The 16,569-nt window shown below is 64.1% G+C and carries 15 protein-coding genes; 5 read left to right on the top strand and 10 right to left on the bottom strand.

Going from position 1 to position 16,569, the window contains the following annotated elements:
• The 8 genes from ACN9MB_RS08550 to ACN9MB_RS08515 all read right to left on the bottom strand — a co-directional run bounded on the left by ACN9MB_RS08550 (window position 1) and on the right by ACN9MB_RS08515 (window position 9,673).
• Window positions 1-702 (bottom strand): ATP-binding cassette domain-containing protein, encoded by a 702-nt coding sequence (locus tag ACN9MB_RS08550; RefSeq protein ID WP_204635568.1) that lies wholly within the window; start codon window positions 700-702, stop codon window positions 1-3.
• On the bottom strand, window positions 699-1,211 hold the full coding sequence (locus tag ACN9MB_RS08545) for a ZrgA family zinc uptake protein (protein WP_426271491.1): 513 nt from the start codon (window positions 1,209-1,211) through the stop codon (window positions 699-701). Before ACN9MB_RS08545 ends, ACN9MB_RS08550 begins: the two co-directional genes overlap by 4 nt.
• A gap of 197 nt (window positions 1,212-1,408) precedes the next feature.
• The gene (locus tag ACN9MB_RS08540; protein ID WP_204635566.1) at window positions 1,409-3,292 is read right to left on the bottom strand and encodes a heavy metal translocating P-type ATPase; all 1,884 of its coding nucleotides are present in this window, start codon (window positions 3,290-3,292) and stop codon (window positions 1,409-1,411) included.
• Window positions 3,289-4,329, bottom strand: a complete 1,041-nt coding sequence (locus ACN9MB_RS08535) for an SPFH domain-containing protein (protein ID WP_426271490.1) — start codon at window positions 4,327-4,329, stop codon at window positions 3,289-3,291. The genes ACN9MB_RS08540 and ACN9MB_RS08535 overlap by 4 nt, the downstream gene beginning before the upstream one ends.
• Window positions 4,326-5,279 carry an SPFH domain-containing protein gene (locus ACN9MB_RS08530; protein WP_426271489.1) on the bottom strand — a complete coding sequence of 318 codons (954 nt, stop codon included), beginning with the start codon at window positions 5,277-5,279 and terminating at the stop codon, window positions 4,326-4,328. Before ACN9MB_RS08530 ends, ACN9MB_RS08535 begins: the two co-directional genes overlap by 4 nt.
• Window positions 5,276-7,165 carry an SPFH domain-containing protein gene (locus tag ACN9MB_RS08525; protein WP_426271488.1) on the bottom strand — a complete coding sequence of 630 codons (1,890 nt, stop codon included), beginning with the start codon at window positions 7,163-7,165 and terminating at the stop codon, window positions 5,276-5,278. Before ACN9MB_RS08525 ends, ACN9MB_RS08530 begins: the two co-directional genes overlap by 4 nt.
• Window positions 7,166-7,417: 252 nt before the next feature.
• Window positions 7,418-8,536: an acyltransferase family protein gene (locus ACN9MB_RS08520; protein ID WP_426271487.1), complete on the bottom strand. Its 1,119-nt coding sequence runs from the start codon at window positions 8,534-8,536 to the stop codon at window positions 7,418-7,420.
• Between the two features lie 234 nt (window positions 8,537-8,770).
• A complete protein-coding gene (locus tag ACN9MB_RS08515) occupies window positions 8,771-9,673 on the bottom strand; it encodes a LysR substrate-binding domain-containing protein (protein WP_204635561.1) in 903 nt (300 codons plus the stop codon).
• 106 nt (window positions 9,674-9,779) lie between these two features.
• Here ACN9MB_RS08515 and ACN9MB_RS08510 point away from each other — a divergent pair, with 106 nt between their 5' ends.
• From ACN9MB_RS08510 to ACN9MB_RS08490, 5 genes are all read left to right on the top strand, one after another.
• Window positions 9,780-10,496, top strand: a complete 717-nt coding sequence (locus ACN9MB_RS08510) for an HAD hydrolase-like protein (RefSeq protein ID WP_426271486.1) — start codon at window positions 9,780-9,782, stop codon at window positions 10,494-10,496.
• Between the two features lie 239 nt (window positions 10,497-10,735).
• On the top strand, window positions 10,736-11,815 hold the full coding sequence (locus tag ACN9MB_RS08505) for a catalase family peroxidase (RefSeq protein ID WP_426271485.1): 1,080 nt from the start codon (window positions 10,736-10,738) through the stop codon (window positions 11,813-11,815).
• Complete coding sequence (locus tag ACN9MB_RS08500) at window positions 11,812-12,432, top strand: cytochrome b (protein WP_426271484.1); 621 nt, start codon at window positions 11,812-11,814, stop codon at window positions 12,430-12,432. The genes ACN9MB_RS08505 and ACN9MB_RS08500 overlap by 4 nt, the downstream gene beginning before the upstream one ends.
• A 112-nt stretch (window positions 12,433-12,544) precedes the next feature.
• Window positions 12,545-13,138 carry a TetR/AcrR family transcriptional regulator gene (locus tag ACN9MB_RS08495; RefSeq protein ID WP_204635557.1) on the top strand — a complete coding sequence of 198 codons (594 nt, stop codon included), beginning with the start codon at window positions 12,545-12,547 and terminating at the stop codon, window positions 13,136-13,138.
• Between the two features lie 2 nt (window positions 13,139-13,140).
• The gene (locus ACN9MB_RS08490; RefSeq protein ID WP_426271901.1) at window positions 13,141-13,584 is read left to right on the top strand and encodes a PaaI family thioesterase; all 444 of its coding nucleotides are present in this window, start codon (window positions 13,141-13,143) and stop codon (window positions 13,582-13,584) included.
• 127 nt (window positions 13,585-13,711) lie between these two features.
• Here the strand turns inward: ACN9MB_RS08490 and ACN9MB_RS08485 are convergent, their stop codons facing one another.
• Complete coding sequence (locus ACN9MB_RS08485; protein ID WP_204635555.1) at window positions 13,712-14,245, bottom strand: DUF6496 domain-containing protein; 534 nt, start codon at window positions 14,243-14,245, stop codon at window positions 13,712-13,714.
• 150 nt (window positions 14,246-14,395) lie between these two features.
• A complete protein-coding gene (locus ACN9MB_RS08480) occupies window positions 14,396-16,255 on the bottom strand; it encodes an ABC transporter ATP-binding protein (RefSeq protein WP_204635554.1) in 1,860 nt (619 codons plus the stop codon).
• Window positions 16,256-16,569: the final 314 nt, after the last annotated feature.

The following is a 16,569-nucleotide window of genomic DNA, read 5'->3' as shown; positions in this document are numbered from 1 at the left end:
TCAGGACTCCACGGGCGCGCTGGCCAATGCAACGGTGCGGTCAAAATGGCGGGCCAACGCGAGGTCATGACTGACGAACACCACGCCAGTACCGTAGATCGCGCACTCTTCCAGCAGCAGTTTCAGGAAGGCATCGCGGCTCGATGCGTCGAGCGCGGAGGTCGGCTCGTCGGCCAGCAATAGCGCGGGGCCACCTATAAGCGCCCGCGCCGCGGCCACGCGCTGTTGTTGCCCCACACTGAGTTCGCCGGTCTTTGTCCGCGACCAGACGTGTGCGCCAAGACCGAGCGAAGAGAGAAGCCGCTGGGCTTCCGCGGCCATGCGCACATGGGTGCCACCGGCGCGCTTTCTGCGCTCGGCCGACCAGGCACAACCAAGCAGCACATTCTCGATCGGCGTGAGGAACGGCAGAAGGTTGAACTGCTGAAAAATGTAGCCCAGGTGGTTCGCGCGGAAGCGATCGCGGGCCGCTGCCGACATCGAACTGAACGACGTATCGAGTATCAGGACATCACCCGAGGACGGCGCAAGCACGCCAGCGAGCAATCCCAAAAGCGTGCTCTTGCCGCTGCCGCTGGGCCCGTGGAGGAATAGCGATTCGCCACGTGCTGCCGCCAGATCTTCCAAGGCCAGCGCATGGCCCCCGTCCGGCCAGAAATGACGAAGCGCACGCGTTCGCAATAAGGGCTGCGCGGTGCTCATTGCTGGATGTCGACCCGCGTGGTCGTGCCGTCCAGGGCCTGCTGATTGCTTCCGGCTGCCGTGATCAGATTGACGACGACTTTTTGAACGGAAGGGAACGCGGATGCCAGGCGGACATCAAGATGGTCAAGCTGGCCTGGCGTACTGCACATGTAGTGGTAGGTCGCATCGAAATCCGCATGACCGCCCGGTTCAGCGGCGCCGCCAAATCCGTGCGGAGACACCTTTGCCGAAGCGAGCGTGCAGTGCGCCGCCGCAGGCACGACGAACCATGTCGGCTGATTGAGCGTGGCAATCGCCTTATCCACGGCAGCCTGTTCGGCGGGCGAGCCCGGCGGGTGCTCAAAGCCAACGGCATCGTGGCCCGGCAGGCTGGCGGCCACATCCATCTCGCGGGCGTCGATCGACACATTGACGCTGGCTTGGCCGTGGACATGAGGACCGAGATGCCGCTCTTCTGCCGTGGCAGCCATCGAAGTCAGCAACAGGAGCGAGGAGAGAACCGACATGGACGCTTTCATGGATCATGCCTCAATATGTTATGTTATAACATACCTTACATGACACCCGTCCGTTGCGGCCAGCCTTTTTCAACGGTATGTGCCATCAGGCATGGTCGTGACAGAAGCCACACACTGCTGCTCGAAACCTCGCCGGCATCCGGCGCGCAGCCGCGGCGAAAACCAAACGTCGCGGGGTTAGCGCCTCAGGCTTCAGTGAACTTCATCAAGCGTCCTGAGTTGGCGATCACCACGAAGGCCCCCACGTTCTGAAGCACCGCGGCAGCCAAGGCGCCGTTGGCCGACCACCCGCCGGTGATGGCGACGATGATCAAGGCCAAGGTCCAGGCCGCGCTCAATCCAAGATTCACCCGAAGCGTGCGCCGCGTGCGCCGCGCAAGCCTGAGCGCTGTGGCGACGCGCGAAAAATCGTCACCGGTCAGCACGATGTCTGCCGAGGCCAGGGCGATATCACTGCCCTGCCCGCCCATCGCCATACCGACCAACCCCGCTCGCAAAGCCAGTGCGTCGTTGATGCCGTCGCCCACTACCAGCGGCTTTCCACCATCGGCCACGACCGATTGCACGAAAGCCAGTTTGTCGGGAGGCAACGCACCCGCTACGACTTCGTCCAACCCCACCAGTGCCGCCACGCGGTCTGCTTCCGCCTGACGGTCGCCGGTCAACAAGGCTTGCCGGCCTAAACCCAGTGCGTGAAGCGACGTCAGCGTCTCGGCGACGCGATCACGCACTTCGTCGGCCAGGCAGACCCAGCCCAACAATTGTCCCGCTTCCGCGACGGCGGCCACGGGACCGTCGTGACGCGGGGGCTCGTGAACCGGCACGTCATGTCGCGCCAACAGCGACTCGCGCCCCATCAGTACCTCTCCGAGGGCGCTCCGGGCGCGCATTCCGAACCCGGCTTCCTCTTGTACGTCATCAAGCATGGCTGGCTCGGCAGCCAGATGGGCAATCGCGCGGCCCACCGGATGGCTGCTGGCGCCGCCCAGCGCAGTCGCTACCGCTTCCAGTCGTGTGACATCGACGCCTTCCGCGGGTTGCAAGCGCACCACGCGCAGGCGCCCGGTGGTGACGGTGCCGGTCTTGTCGACGACCAACGCATCGGCTTCAGCCAACCGCTCGAACACCACGCTGCTCTTCACGAGTACGCCGTGCCGGGCCGCCACACTCACCGCGGCGAGCGCGGTCGAAGGGGCCGCCAAGACCATCGCCGAGGGACACGCGGCGACGAGCAACGCCAATACGGCACCTGTGTTCTGCGTGGTGAACCAAAGCATCAGCGCGATCAGGAGCACCAGCACCAGATAGCGTCCGGCATAGCGTTCCAGAAGACGGGTAATCGGCGGCTTGCTGCGCTCGGCGTCCTGCATGAGCGCCACCACACGCCCCAGCGCCGACTGCGATCCCACGCGCGACACCTGCACATGAAGCAAGCCGTTGAGGCTCAGTGAGCTACCGAGCACCGTATCGCCGCGCGCCACTTCGACCGGCAAGGATTCGCCCGTAAGCGACGCTGTATCGATGCTGGCCGTGCCCGACAGCACCACACCGTCGGCGGCCACCCGATCGCCCGGGCGCACCTCGATGACGTCGCCGGCGACCAACGATTCAACAGATACGATGCGCACGTCGTCGCCAACGACCTGCCGTGCCGTGGTCGCTGTCAGGGCCGAGAGCGCTTCCACGGCTTCGCGTGTGCCCAGCAAGGAGCGGTCTTCGAGCATCTGCCCGACCAGCATGATGACCGGCAACAGTGTTGCAGTGACAAAATTCGCCGAGACAAGGCATGCCAGGATCGCCAGTGCAACCAGTTGGTCGACCACTCCGTGCAGGTCGGGCTGGTTGAGGCTGCGAATGGCGGCCGCGAACGCTGGCCCCGCCACCAGCAAGGCCGCGATGGCTTGAAGCAACGCGACCTCCACCGTCCGCGCAGGGGCCAGCGCGGATAGCGCAAACGAAAACATCAGGATGCCTGCGGCAAGGAGCACGGCGACGATGCGCAGTCGCCAACGGTGACGCTCGGTGCCAGTCAACAGCAGCGTGCCCGCATCGGCGGAGGTGACGCTCATGGGCTTGCTCCGAAAATGAAGGTATGCGCTTGCGAAGTGACCGGCACGGTTTCGATCTTTCCCGCGATGTCGAACAACGACTTGATGCGATCGCGATAGGTTCGTTCAACGATCGTGCGCCGATCGAGCGACGGATCGCGCCCCAACGACAGGACGAGTGCGGTGCGCGCCTGAGCGGTGCGGACCGACTCTTCAGCACGTGCACGCGCTTCGTCGATGAGCGTCTGGCGTCCTTGCTCGGCGATCTGGCGCCGGGCTTCCGCCGTGGTGCGCGCGTCGGCCAGCGATCGCTCAGCCTGCTGCTCAACGGTCAATACGGTGTCGAAGGATTCTTTGGCGCCGCCAGGGATGGAAGGGACGACATCGATCCGCGCGACCTGGATGCCGATGCCTGAGCCTTGGCCCGACGCTCGACTGAGCCGCTGGTTCACCGCTTGCACGAGCTCCGCTGCAAAACGCTCCCGTTGGGCGACCAGACGGGGAGCGCCGGCGGCTTCGGGACGCGCGACGAGGATGCCGTCGAGCGACCGACGGGCGCACAGTTGGACCGCCGCCGCAATCAGCGCGCGCCGAAGCATGGGTTCGATGTGATCGCCCGCAATGATGTACGCCACCGGATCATCGATCTGGTAGAACAACATGGTGCGCAGATGCACCACGGCGCCATCGCCCGTCAGGAAGAACCAGGTGTTGTCGCGCGCGTTATCCGAAGCGATGAATCCTTGCCCTGGAGCGCCGGCAATACGCTCGTCCAAGGGAGATCGGCTTTCCAGCGCTTCAGGTGCGAACTGCACCTGCCGCCCCTGCGAAGGCAATAAGACAACTGAGTCGATGGGCGATGGCCAGGTGAGCAGCAGGCCGGGACCGGCCGTCCGAACGACTTGCCCAAACCGCATGACAACGGCTCGATTTTCCGGGGGTACGCGCTGGATGCCGCGCACCAGCCACATCCCCGCCAACGCCGCCACCAGCGCAAACAACAGCCGAAAGGACCAGGTCAAGGTTTCGGCAAGAATCGTAGGGCGCGCCGCCGTCATGGATTTTTCTTCCCCGCCCCCGGCGTGGGACCATCGACCAGCATGCGAAAGGGTGCCGCGTCGGTGCGCAATACGATTCGCGTGCCAGGGCCAACTGCCGCATCCATCGTGTCGAAGGATCGAAGGATCGTGTAGAGCCTGGGGTCGGTGGCATAGGCTTGCTGGTAGATCGCCGTCGATTTGGTTTGTGCGTCGGCTTCAATGGACGCCGCTTCCGCCTTGGCACTGGCCAAGGTGATGCGTGCATCGCGTTCGGCTTCGGAAACGATCTGCGATGCCTGGCGCTGGCCTTCCGCCGAGCGCTGTGCTGCCACGGTATCTCGCTCGGCCTTCATGCGCTGAATGGTGGCCTGCAAGGCCTCGGTGGAGAGCGTCAGACGCTCTATGCCCACTTGACGGATCTCCGTGCCATACACGCGCCGGGCCTGATCACCGATGAGGCGGCGCAGCCGGGACTCGAGGTCATCGATGCGGACCTTGGACGGATCCGTGTTTACCAGCTGCGCCAGATCAAAACTGCTCGTGGTGATTTCAAGCGAAGAAGCCATCAGGCTGCGCAATTGCGACGCCGCCACGTCGGGGTCGTTTTGCACGGAGCGCAAGAACAGCTCCGCCGCATCGGCGCGTGCCGGCACCGACCAGACCACATACGCCTGCACCAGCACGCGCAGGCCATCGCGCGTCCCTACGTCCTGCAAGCCACTGGAGGTGGTTCGCAAGCGCAGGTCGATGGGCGTGGTCGATTCGATCGGAATGGGCCACTTGAGCGACGCGCCCGACGCCAGAAGCACGCGAACGGGGCGTCCGAACCGAGTGACCACGACGCCCTCGCCGGGACTGACGATGACCAGACAACCCGACGTCAGAGCAAGGATCAGAATGACGATGGCGACCGTCCAACGTACGCCACGGGATCGCCTGGAGGCCGCGGATGATTCGATGATGCTCAAGGGGTTCCCCCGGTTCCGGCCGCGACAGGGCGAAGGTCCAGTGTGGCCTTTTCGCTGTCTAGGCGATGGTCGATGATGGTCAAATGGGCGCGACCGAGCGCGCTGCCGACGTGGGTCAGCCACGACTCGAATACAAAGACATCCGGCCCGGCACGCTCGCTCTTCGTGCTGGCCTGGAAGGTCGTCAGCGTCGCTTGCGCCGCAGCGAGCTGCTCGCTCGCGTCGGCGCGGGCCAGGGTCAGCGCGTGCGTTGCGTCTTCAGCTGCCGTACCTCGCAGCGCATACGCGCGCGCCAGGCTTTTGAAGCGCGTGGCGTCGCTGATCACGCCGGCAGCCTGCACATAGTGATAAGCCGCGGCGGCACCGCTGGGCGGATGGATGGCTTCGACCACGACATTGATGACCGAAATGCCGGCATGCAGCGCCGCAATGCGCGCCTGCAAGTCCTGCCGGAAGCGCTCGACGAATTGCGCACGATTCTCGCCGAGCAGTTCGTCCAACGTGGACGACGAAAAATGGGACACGAGCAACCGCCCTGCCGTGGCGCGGATAAGCGATGCCGGCTCCATCGCCCCGTACACTGCCGCCATCGCTCCGTCCGAATCGTCCGAGGCGCGAAACACCACGCGAAGATCGACGTTGACGATCTGGAAGCCCTCTCGATCGCCCGAACGGCTGGCGATGAGGTAGCTCGCTTCGCCGGGATGGGAGCCATCCCACAGGCGATCGGCCGTGGGACCTGGAATGGCTTCGGCACCCATCGCCCCCTCGGCATCCGAGGCGCCCGCGCTGGCAAGCTCCGCCAGCAGCCGGCCGCCCGGTTTAGCCGAAAACACGATGGGCAGTTGATGCACGACACCCAGTTCGACCGGTCGAGCGCGCCCGACCGGCCACGGCCAGTGGACATGAATGCCTGGCCCCTCGACCGCAACAGGCACACCCAATCGCTCGATGACGGCCCGCTCAGTCACGCCCAGCACCGTCACGGCCGTCGACAACCAGGCCAGGAGCAGCACGAACAGCGCCACCGGCGGCGCCGCGCGCACCATGAAGGCCAACACCCAGCTTCGCGCGAGGTCGATGCCATAGGCGTTGCGCAGCCACAGCGCGGCTCTTCCGGCCCGCGGCCAGCCCCATCGCAGAAGAGAAGGCGACCACGGCAACGCGGGATTCTGGCGTGTGGCAAACGGCCCCAAGGGCAGGAACACTTGAGCAATGGAGCGCAGCAGCGTCTCGATGGTCGCCAACGCCAGCACGGCTGCAACGACATAGATGAGCGTGTTGGCCCACAGATAACCTTGAGCCGCAAAGAGCGTGGCGCCACCGCCCAGCAATGCGGCGACCAGCGGCACCCGAACGAGCACGTCAATGCCGGGTCCTGACGAGACAGGGTGTGCGTTCGCGACGCGCTGGAGAAAAACCAGCGGAATGGTAGCCGCCAAAAGCACGATCGCGCCCCACAGCGGTGGCTGAGCGACAGCCCAGCCCGGCGTTCGCAGGAAGCTCACCGTCGCATCGAGCACCAATCCGTTACCCAGCACAGTGACGGCGCCGGGCACCCAATCACCCGCCCAGTCGATCCTTTCGAATCGCGCGCGCAGGCGGCGTTCCAGCAGCACCGCTTTGGCCAATGGCGGGAACCCTGGAAGCTTGGGATGGACCGTCGCCCGCACAGGCCTTGTCCATGTCTCCGTGCGTCGACGCACGCGACTCACCCATGCCTCTCCGGCCAATCCGGTTGCCGAGAAGAGCAGAGCCAACCCGGTCATCCGCAATGCGAGCGGAGTCAGCGCGAGCGCGATCATCGCAAGAACAAAGGTGCCGGCCGCGGCAACGGCATAGACCCACGGCGCGACGACGCGTCCGGTTCGCGTGCTCTGGCTCATCACGCGTCAACACCGGCGAGGTACGACCATGAGGGCGACTTATCGGCGAGAAAAGGCGAAGGCGTGAAAGGTGACGGCATGGCAATGATCGGCGTGGCGACGCGTGAACGTTATGTTATAACGTACCGATCAAGCAAGTTTCTATTTCTTACGCCTCGGAACAGCGCTGCCGCAAATAAAAACGCTTCCGTTCGCCTGCCCTGCTCGCGGCAGGCACTGCCACACCGCTCGCGGCCCTGTCGCGCCTGGCAATCAAGCCACCCGGCCGTACTCGGCTGCTCTGCTTTCCTTGGAACCGGACAGCTTCTTGCCGAAGTTGTTTGCCGGAATTTCGACATACCTATGGACGAGGAATGCGACTAGGACGGCCACGCCCAAGCTGATCATCCATGCGAACGTGAAGGACAGGCCCTTGCTGATCAGGATGGGCATGGCGACGTAGCCGATCATGGAGTGAACCAGATAGAGCGGAAAGCTGATGTCGGCCAGGAAGTCGAGCATCCTGTTTTGTTTGAACCTGCCTCGGAACAGGTAACACAGCGAAAACAGCATCAAGGCATAGGTGTAGTTCTTCGTCAGCGCGCCAAACAGTCCTGTTTCATAGAACGAGTTGATCGTCACGAACAGGGCATAGACGATGGCCCCATAACCAAGCGCGACCTTGGCGCTGAGCTCGCGATAGAGGACGTAATAAAACAGGCAGCCAAGAAACATGAACGAGATGAACTTCATGTCCGATACCGCATATGAAACCAGCGATGCTGAATTCATCCCATGGGTCGAGAAGAAAGCGACGACGCAACACAAGGCCATGAATCCAATCGACAGCCGCATGACTTGATGAGCACTTTTTCCGGCCAGGCTTACCAGCGCAAAGATCACATAGAACTTGAGCTCCACCGCCAGTGACCAGCTCACGAAATCCAGCGAAGGCAAACCAGACGCGCTGTGGATGAGCGGGATATTCCTTGCCAGGAACGAGGTGCTGATCCTGTCCGACAACGGCGTCGACCAGTACCACGAGCAGATGAAGTACATGGCGATGCTTATCAGCAGACAGAACCAGTAGACGGGATAGATGCGAAAGAACCGCCTCGCCAGGAACTGACCGGTCGAAATATTTCGCAGGCTGATCGGGATGACAAAACCGCTTATCAGAAAAAACACGGCGACACCGAAAGCGCCGTAGAGGAATCCGCCCCATGCCGGTGACAATACGTGCTGCGTATAGGCCGGCTTCACAGGCACAAAACTGGCAGGCGTCCCGATCAATGCGCGCACGCCGGGCGAGAAGAAGATCCCCCAGAAGTGGTTGACGACCACCGATAGCGCCGCAATCGCGCGCAGCTGATGGGCAAACCTGACTTTCATGCGGGTCGCCGTTGACCTGTCGCGTTCAACATGTCGCGATCCGAACGGCGAGCTTTGAACCCGGATGAGCCGGCATATTCAACGTCCTCCCAAGTGGGCATGCCTACTGGACGACACCATCCATCGGCGCTGCTTGCGACGACGAGTCCGCCTCATCGATCCACCCTGTTAGTGCCCGGCACTGCCGAATGCGTTGCGATGCCGATCCAAGTCGCCACGTCCACCGCACGCTTGTCAGGGACGTTGCGGGTAGACCAGCGACAATGCAGGCGTGCTAACGATCTGCTTGATGAATCTGCTGACCGCAGCGGACGGTTCCTGGCGGCGGTAGATCGCCGCGACGGCGGAATCGATGGGCGCCCCGGCCAGCGGTTTGAACCGGATGCCGGGCATGTTCACCACATCCTTGAGCACGCTGGGCACGATGGCCACGCCGGCGCCCACGGACACCTGGGTAAGCACCGCGAACAAGCTACCGGGCACCATGCCGATCCGTGGCGTAAAGCGTCCGCGTTTTCCCACCTCATAGGTGCCCTGCGATTGCTCCGGAACAATGAAGGTTTCTCCAGCCAATGCTTTTGCCCGCAGAGAGCCGGGCGCGCCAGCCAACACGTGCGCTGAAGGCAACGCTGCACAGAACACATCATGCAAGAGCGTGTGTGACGTCAATGCAGCGGGGAGCTGCATCGGAAGGCGAACCAGGCCAACGTCGATGCGCCCTTCCTCCAGCAATGGCGGAAGGACATGCATGGGGCGTTCTTTGGCGACGATCACTACGTCCGGCCAGGCTTGGCGGTAGCGCTGCAACTGCGCCTGCAGGACGCCCGCATAGGCGGCCGAGCCGACGTAACCAACCTCGATATGCCCCATCTCCCCGCGTCCGGCGCGTTGCCCCACGCTTTGCGCGCGCTCGAACTGGGCCACGGCAAGCCGTGCCTCCCCGAGAAAAGCCTCGCCCGCCGGGGTCAAGGCGACCGATCGTCTGGAGCGGGTAAACAGGTGCGCATGCAGGGCGCGTTCCAATTCCTGGATCTGCACCGTCAGCGTCGGCGCGGAAATGGCCAGCCGTTCCGCCGCCTTGGCGAAATGCAGCTCTTCGGCGACGGCTATGAAATAGCGGAGATGGCGAAGTTCCATGGCACGCTCTTTATTAGTTTTAACCTAATTTAGATCAGCGCCACAGGGAATGAAACGAAACAATGAAGCGAGTCCAATGGGGCGGCACTCAAACCAAGGCAATGCAATGACCGGGCGTTCAACCGATGCGAACAAGGCTTTTACCCTGGATACCGATCGTGTGGCGGTCTTTGACCTCGATGGCACGCTTGTCGATTCGGTCGACGGCATCGCAGTGGCGATCAATCGACTACTGCGCGCAAAGAAGGCCCTCCCTCTTCAGCGCGAAGAAGCTTCAGCTTTGCTCGGTCACGGTCTCGATGCATTCGCCAAAGCGGCCTGTGAATCGAGAGGCGTCACGTTGACCGACGACGAACTCTGGCGCTTCCACCACGACTATCTATCCAACCCGCTGATTGGAACGAAGCTATATCCCCGCGTGCCCGCAACTCTCAGCCTGCTGGCGCAGAAAGGATGGCGTTTGGCCGTCTGTACCAACAAGTCCGAAGCACCCGCGATCGCCATTCTCAATGGCCTGGCGATCTTCGATTATTTCGATGTCATCTGCTGCGGCGACACCGTAGAACAACAAAAGCCCCATCCTGGACACCTGTCCGAAACACTGCAGCGCGGTGGGTTCCGGCACCTGCCTGCAGTGATGATTGGCGATCATGCGGTCGACGTCGCAGCGGCATCAGCATCCGGCATGGCGAGTGTCTTCGCTGGCTGGGGCTACGGCCATACCGAGCCTGCGTTCCGACCCTCGGCTGTCGCCAGCTCGTTTGGGGATCTGCCCGGCATCCTGGAATCGCTGATCCCGGCGCGATCCCGATCGCTGGCCTAAGAAAGCCGAAGGGGTTCAACCCCGTTACCAGTCTGCAACACTGTGGTTGACGGTGGGGTGGCGGCCCCAGCAGAACATCCATGTGCGTGCAGTAACAGGACTCACGTCACTACGACACTTTCACTGTCGCCGGGCCTATGCTTCCTCCGGCATGGAGACGCCTGCGCGGCGCGAGGTAACCTTCCGCCGACGCCCGCCGAAGTCATCAGGACATTCAACCGCTCACCAGGAGTGCCCGCATGACCGACCCCTCTCTCCAGCCGTCACGCCAACCCTGGAGGTGGGCGGTGATCGCACTCGCCGTGGGCGTACTTGCGGCGGCCTTTGCCTATGTCGGCGGCTGGCTGACTCCGCAGCGGCTTTCTTCGCGCCAGATCGTCAATCAACTGCAGCAAGGTGGCGTGCATCCCGGTTTCCGGCGAAACCATGCCAAGGGCGTGTGCGTGGCCGGCTATTTCGAGAGCAGCGGTGCGGCCTCCGCCTATTCCAAGGCCAGCGTGTTCGCGCCGGGTCGCACGCCGGTGATAGGACGCTTCGCCCTGCCCGGTGGCAACCCGTATGCGCCCGACAGCAGCGTGCCGATCCGCAGCTTTGCGCTGCGCTTCACGCTGCCCCATGGTGAGCAGTGGCGTACTGGCATGAACAGCATGCCGGTGTTTCCGGTGGCGACGCCGCAGGCGTTCTACGATCAGTTGGTGGCCACGCAGCCCGACCCGGCCACCGGCAAGCCCGATCCGAAACGCGTTGGCGCTTTCTTCGCCGCGCATCCGGAAACCGGCCCCTTCCTTGCCTGGGTAAAGACGGCCAAACCGTCGGCCAGTTATGTGACCGAAACCTACGAGGCACTCAACGCGTTCTACTTCGTCGACGCCGAAGGCAAACGCCACGCCGTGCGCTGGGAGGTGACGCCGGAAGCGAACGACGACGCCGGTACCGGTCCGCAAGCTGGTGACCCCGACTATCTCGCCAAGGATCTGCAACAGCGCCTTGCCCAGGGGCCGCAGCGCTGGCATCTGCGCGTGACGCTGGCCGAACCGGGCGACCCGACCGCCGACGCGACCAAGGCATGGCCCGCCGATCGTCCCACCATCGACGCCGGTACGCTGGTGATCGAAAGCGAACAGGCGCAGGACAGCGGCCCGTGCCGCGACATCAACTACGACCCGACCGTGCTGCCCGCGGGCATCGAGATTTCCGACGATCCGCTGCTGCCGGCGCGTTCTTCCGCGTATGCGGTTTCCTATCTGCGCCGTACCCGTGAGGAAGCGCATTTCCCCGGCGCCCCGCGCGCGAATCCGTCTTCGGAGCATCCGCAATGAATACTCGCCATGCTTCCTATGCCGGTGCTTTCCATCCACTGGCGCGCCTGCTGCACTGGCTGATGGCCGTGCTGATCCTGACGATGCTGTTCGTCGGCGTGGGCATGGTGTCCACCGTGTCGGAGAAGCACGAGTGGTTGCTCGCCCTGCACAAGCCGCTGGGCGCGGCGATCTTCCTCTTGGCGCTGATCCGTCTTGGCGTGCGCCTGCGTTATCCGCCGCCGCCGTTGCCGGCCGATATGCCGGCGATCATGAAGTTCGCCGCGCATGCCTCGCACTGGTTGCTCTACGCGTTGATGCTCTCGCTGCCGCTGGTGGGATGGGCGATGCTGTCGGCCGGCGGCTATCCGATTTCGCTCGGCGGTTCGCTGCATCTGCCACCGCTGCTGCCGTTCAACGGCGAAGTCTTCGCGTGGCTGCGCGAGGCGCACCGGTATCTTGCCTACCTGTTGTTCTTCACGGTGCTGGGGCATATGGGCGCCGCGCTTTACCACGGCCTGATCCGGCGCGACGGTGTGCTGCCGAGCATGACGTTCCCATCCAAGAACGAAATCGTCACGGTGGAACCGGTGGTCGTAGTGCCGACATCCGACCCGCCATCGGCTCCCTTGCTGTGAGACGCGGCGGTGCCGGCACCCGATGAGCCGCTCCCATCGCGTGCTGCGCTGCCACTTGCGGCACAGGCTGTCAATAGTATGATTCGTGTCATACCAATTACGTGGAGCGGCCATGCGTTACGACGCCGAACACAAGCAGAAAACCCGTAGCAAGGTGCTGGAAGTGGCCGCCAAGGCCATTCGTAGCGACGGCCCCGACCGTATCGGCGTGGCCGGTGTGATGGCCGAGGCCGGCCTCACCCACGGCGGCTTTTACGCGCACTTCAAATCGAAGGACGAACTGGTCGCCGCCGCGATCGAGCAGATGTTCGAGGAATCGCGGGCCCGCGTGGCCCATGAGATGGAAGGCCACCCACCGGCGGAGGGTTTGGCCAATTACATCGACTTCTACCTGTCGAAGAAGCATCGCGACGCACGCGGTGCCGGTTGCCCGATGGCGGCGCTGTCCTCCGATCTGCCACGTCTGCCCGAGCAGACCCGGGCGCTGTTTGCCGAAGGCGCGCAGCATCTGGTCGAGTCGATGACAGAGAAACTCGCCGCGCTCGGTTTCGCCAACCCGCAGATGCTGGCCCGCTCCACCGTCTCGGAACTGGTGGGCGCGCTGTCGCTGGCGCGCGCGGAAACCGATGCGAAGCGTTCCGACGCCATCCTGGCCGATTCGCGCCAGCTGCTGAAGCAGCGCCTGGGCCTGGAGTCCGCTTCGTGAGCATGATCACCGAGATCGGCCAGGGCCTGAGCGGACTGGAGCAGTTGCGCGCGTTCATCGCTTCGGGCCAGCGTCCCGGTATCGGCGACTCCCTGGACTTCGACCTGGTGGACGTGCGCGAAGGTTTCGCCGCCTTCGAAGGCGTGCCGGGCGCGCACGCCTATAACCCGATGGGCGTCGTGCATGGCGGATACTTCGCCACCCTGCTCGATTCCGCCTGCGGTTGCGCGGTGCATTCGCGTCTCACGGCCGAGCAGGCCTATACCTCGCTGGAACTGAAGATCGCCTTCCACAAGGCGATGACGCGCGACACCGGCCGCGTTCGCGCCGAGGGTCGCGTGCGCAGCATCGGCCGGCGCGTGGCGTTTGCCGAGGCGAGCCTGATCGATGGCGAGGGGCGGCTGTACGGAACCGCCACTTCAACGTTGCTGGTGTTCGATCGCTAGTAAAGCCCCTTTGGAAAGCCGCTGTCCTGTGTGTGGGAGCGCACCCTGTGCGCGACAAACCTCGCGCAGCGATACATCCAGGCGCGGCTGTCGCGCACAGGGTGCTCCTGCAAGGGGATCGGATCGCTTAGCGTGAACGTGAGCGCATGGCCCGCGTTCGTGCCGCACGCACTGCACCCGCGGCACGGCCACCCGCGCGCGTAGCGGCGGCCTTCTTGGCGGCTGCCTTGCGCACAGCCGGTCCTTTCGTGCGTACGGCCTTCTGCGCCGCCGCCGAACGCTCGGCCGGCGACCGTTCCGCCGCTGCCTTACGCGCGTGCCGCGACAAAGCCTGCTTCGATGCGGACGCGGTGTTCTCGCGCTTGAGCGCATTCAACGAAGCTCGGCTCCGTTTTGCAGATACCGTCTTGCCCGCCGGACGTTTCTTCGCCGCCGGCTTCTTGCGTATAGACTTGCCGCCCTTCTGCTCCGGTACCTCGATACCGGCACGCCGCGCCTGCGAGAGTCCGATGGCAATGGCCTGTTCCGGCGAACGCGCGCCGTGCACGCCCTCGCGGATGCGCTCGATTTCCTCGCGCACGAATTCGCCGGCCTGGGTGCTGGCCGACTTGCCTTCGCGCTGATCCTTGCGCGCGCGTGCCAGGGCTCGTTCGGTAGGCATGTGGCGACTCCGCTGCAGGTAGGAAAACATGCTGCCGCTTTCGCCGTGAAATGCGCAGCAAATAAAGCTCAAGCGATCGACAAGCGTCGATGCGGATTCGATTGCACGCAGCAGCAGCTGTTGCGACAGCCGCGCAGCGCACGCTCGCGATCAGGCCAGCGCGCTGTCTTCCGCGGGATCTTCGGCGGCCACGAAACCGCCGGTCTGACGTTGCCAGAGACGCGCATAGAGGCCGCTGCGCGCGATCAGTTCCGCGTGCGTGCCGGTTTCCACGATCTCACCCTTGTCCATCACCACCAGCCGGTCCATCCGTGCGATGGTGGACAGGCGGTGCGCGATGGCGATCACCGTCTTGCCGCGCATCAGCACTTCCAGGCTGTCCTGGATGGCCGCCTCGGCTTCCGAATCGAGCGCCGAAGTGGCTTCGTCCAGGATCAGGATCGGCGCATCCTTCAGCAGCACGCGCGCAATGGCGATGCGCTGGCGCTGGCCGCCGCTGAGTTTCACGCCGCGCTCGCCGACGTGGGCGTCGTAGCCCACGCGGCCTTCGCCATCCACCAGCTGGGGAATGAATTCCTCCGCGCGCGCCTTGCGCACGGCTTCGATCACCTGCGCCTCGGTGGCGTCCGGGCGGCCGTACAGCAGGTTGTCGCGGATCGAGCGATGCAGCAGCGAGGTGTCCTGGGTGACCACACCGATCTGTGCGCGCAGGCTCTCCTGCGCCACCTGGGCGATGTCCTGGCCGTCGATGAGAATGCGCCCGCCCTCGAGGTCGTACAGGCGCAGCAACACGTTCACCAGGGTGGATTTGCCGGCGCCGGACGGGCCGACCACGCCGATCTTCTCGCCGCCGCGCACGTTGAGATCGAGGCCGGAGATCACGCCGCCCTGCTTGCCGTAATGGAAATGGATGTCCTCGAAGTGCACGCCGCCCTCGGTCACTTCCAGCGGCATCGCGCCCTCGCGATCCTGCACGGCGCGCGGCTTGGAAATGGTCTCGATGCCGTCCTGCACGGTCCCCACGTTCTCGAAGATGCCGTTGATCACCCACATGATCCAGCCGGACATGTTGTTGATGCGGATCACCAGGCCGGTGCTCAACGCGATCGCGCCCACCGTGACCTTGCCCTGGCTCCACAGCCACAACGCCAGCGCAGAGGTGCCCACGATCAGGAAGCCGTTCAAGGTGGTGATGGTGGCGTCCATCGCCGTGGTCAGGCGGGTCATCGCGCGCATGCGCTTGATCTGCTCGCCCATCGCGTCGGCGACGTAGGCTTCCTCGCGCTGCGTATGCGCGAACAGCTTGAGCGTGAGGATGTTGCTGTAGCCGTCCACGATGCGGCCCATCAGGCGCGAACGCGCCTCGGACTGCTTCCACGAACGCTCCTTGGTGCGCGGCACGAAGTAGCGCAGCGTGGCCACATAGGCCACCAGCCACACCACCAGCGGCAGCGCGAGCCACACGTCGGCCTTGGCGAACATGAAGATCGCGCTGCCGGTGTAGATCGCCACGTACCAGATCGCATCGACGATCTGCACCGCCGATTCGCGCAGCGCGCCGGAGGTCTGCATGATGCGGTTGGCGATGCGGCCGGCGTAGTCGTTCTGGAAGAAGCCCAGGCTCTGGCGGATCACGTAGCGATGATTCTGCCAACGGATGCGATTGGTGAGGTTGGGCACGATGGCCTGGTTCACCAGCAGATCGTGCAGGCCGATCAGCACCGGCCGCGCGATCAGCGCCACGAAGCCCATCCACAGCAGCTCGTTGCCGTGCAAGGTAAAGAAGTCGGCAACCGGCGCGCCCTTGGCCATGTCCACGATGCTGCCGATGAAACCGAACAGCGACACCTCGACCAGCGCCACGCCAAAGCCCACCACCAGCGCGGCGGCGAACACCGGCCATACTTGGCGCAGGTAGAACACGTAGAAGCGCCACACCGACGACGGCGGCATGCCATCGACGGGCTCCTTGAACGCGTCGATCAGCGATTCGAACCAGCGCAAGAGCATCGGGGAGTCGTCCTTGGAGGGCGGCGGCGCTGGAAGCGCGCGCGAATAGCTAGTGGGTGAAGGCAAAGGGGAGGAGTTTCAAGTCGGTGATCGGCTGAGCCCTCAGCCTGCCTGTGTAAGAAGCCCCTCTGTGGGAGCGCACCCTGTGCGCGACAGGCGCCCGAGCGCTACCTCGACAACCGGCTGTCACGAAGCGCCCGGGCGCCTGTCGCGCACAGGGTGCGCTCCCACAGGAGGGTTTTTTTGTCGCACGGCGTAGCACGCGATTCTGCACAGGCACTTGCATTCCCGAAAACTCAAGATATATCTTAAGA

This window comes from Dyella kyungheensis, assembly GCF_049913195.1.
GTDB lineage: Bacteria > Pseudomonadota > Gammaproteobacteria > Xanthomonadales > Rhodanobacteraceae > Dyella > Dyella kyungheensis.
The sequence above is the reverse complement of the archived record's forward strand: the minus strand, read 5'-3'. Positions and strand labels throughout refer to the sequence as shown.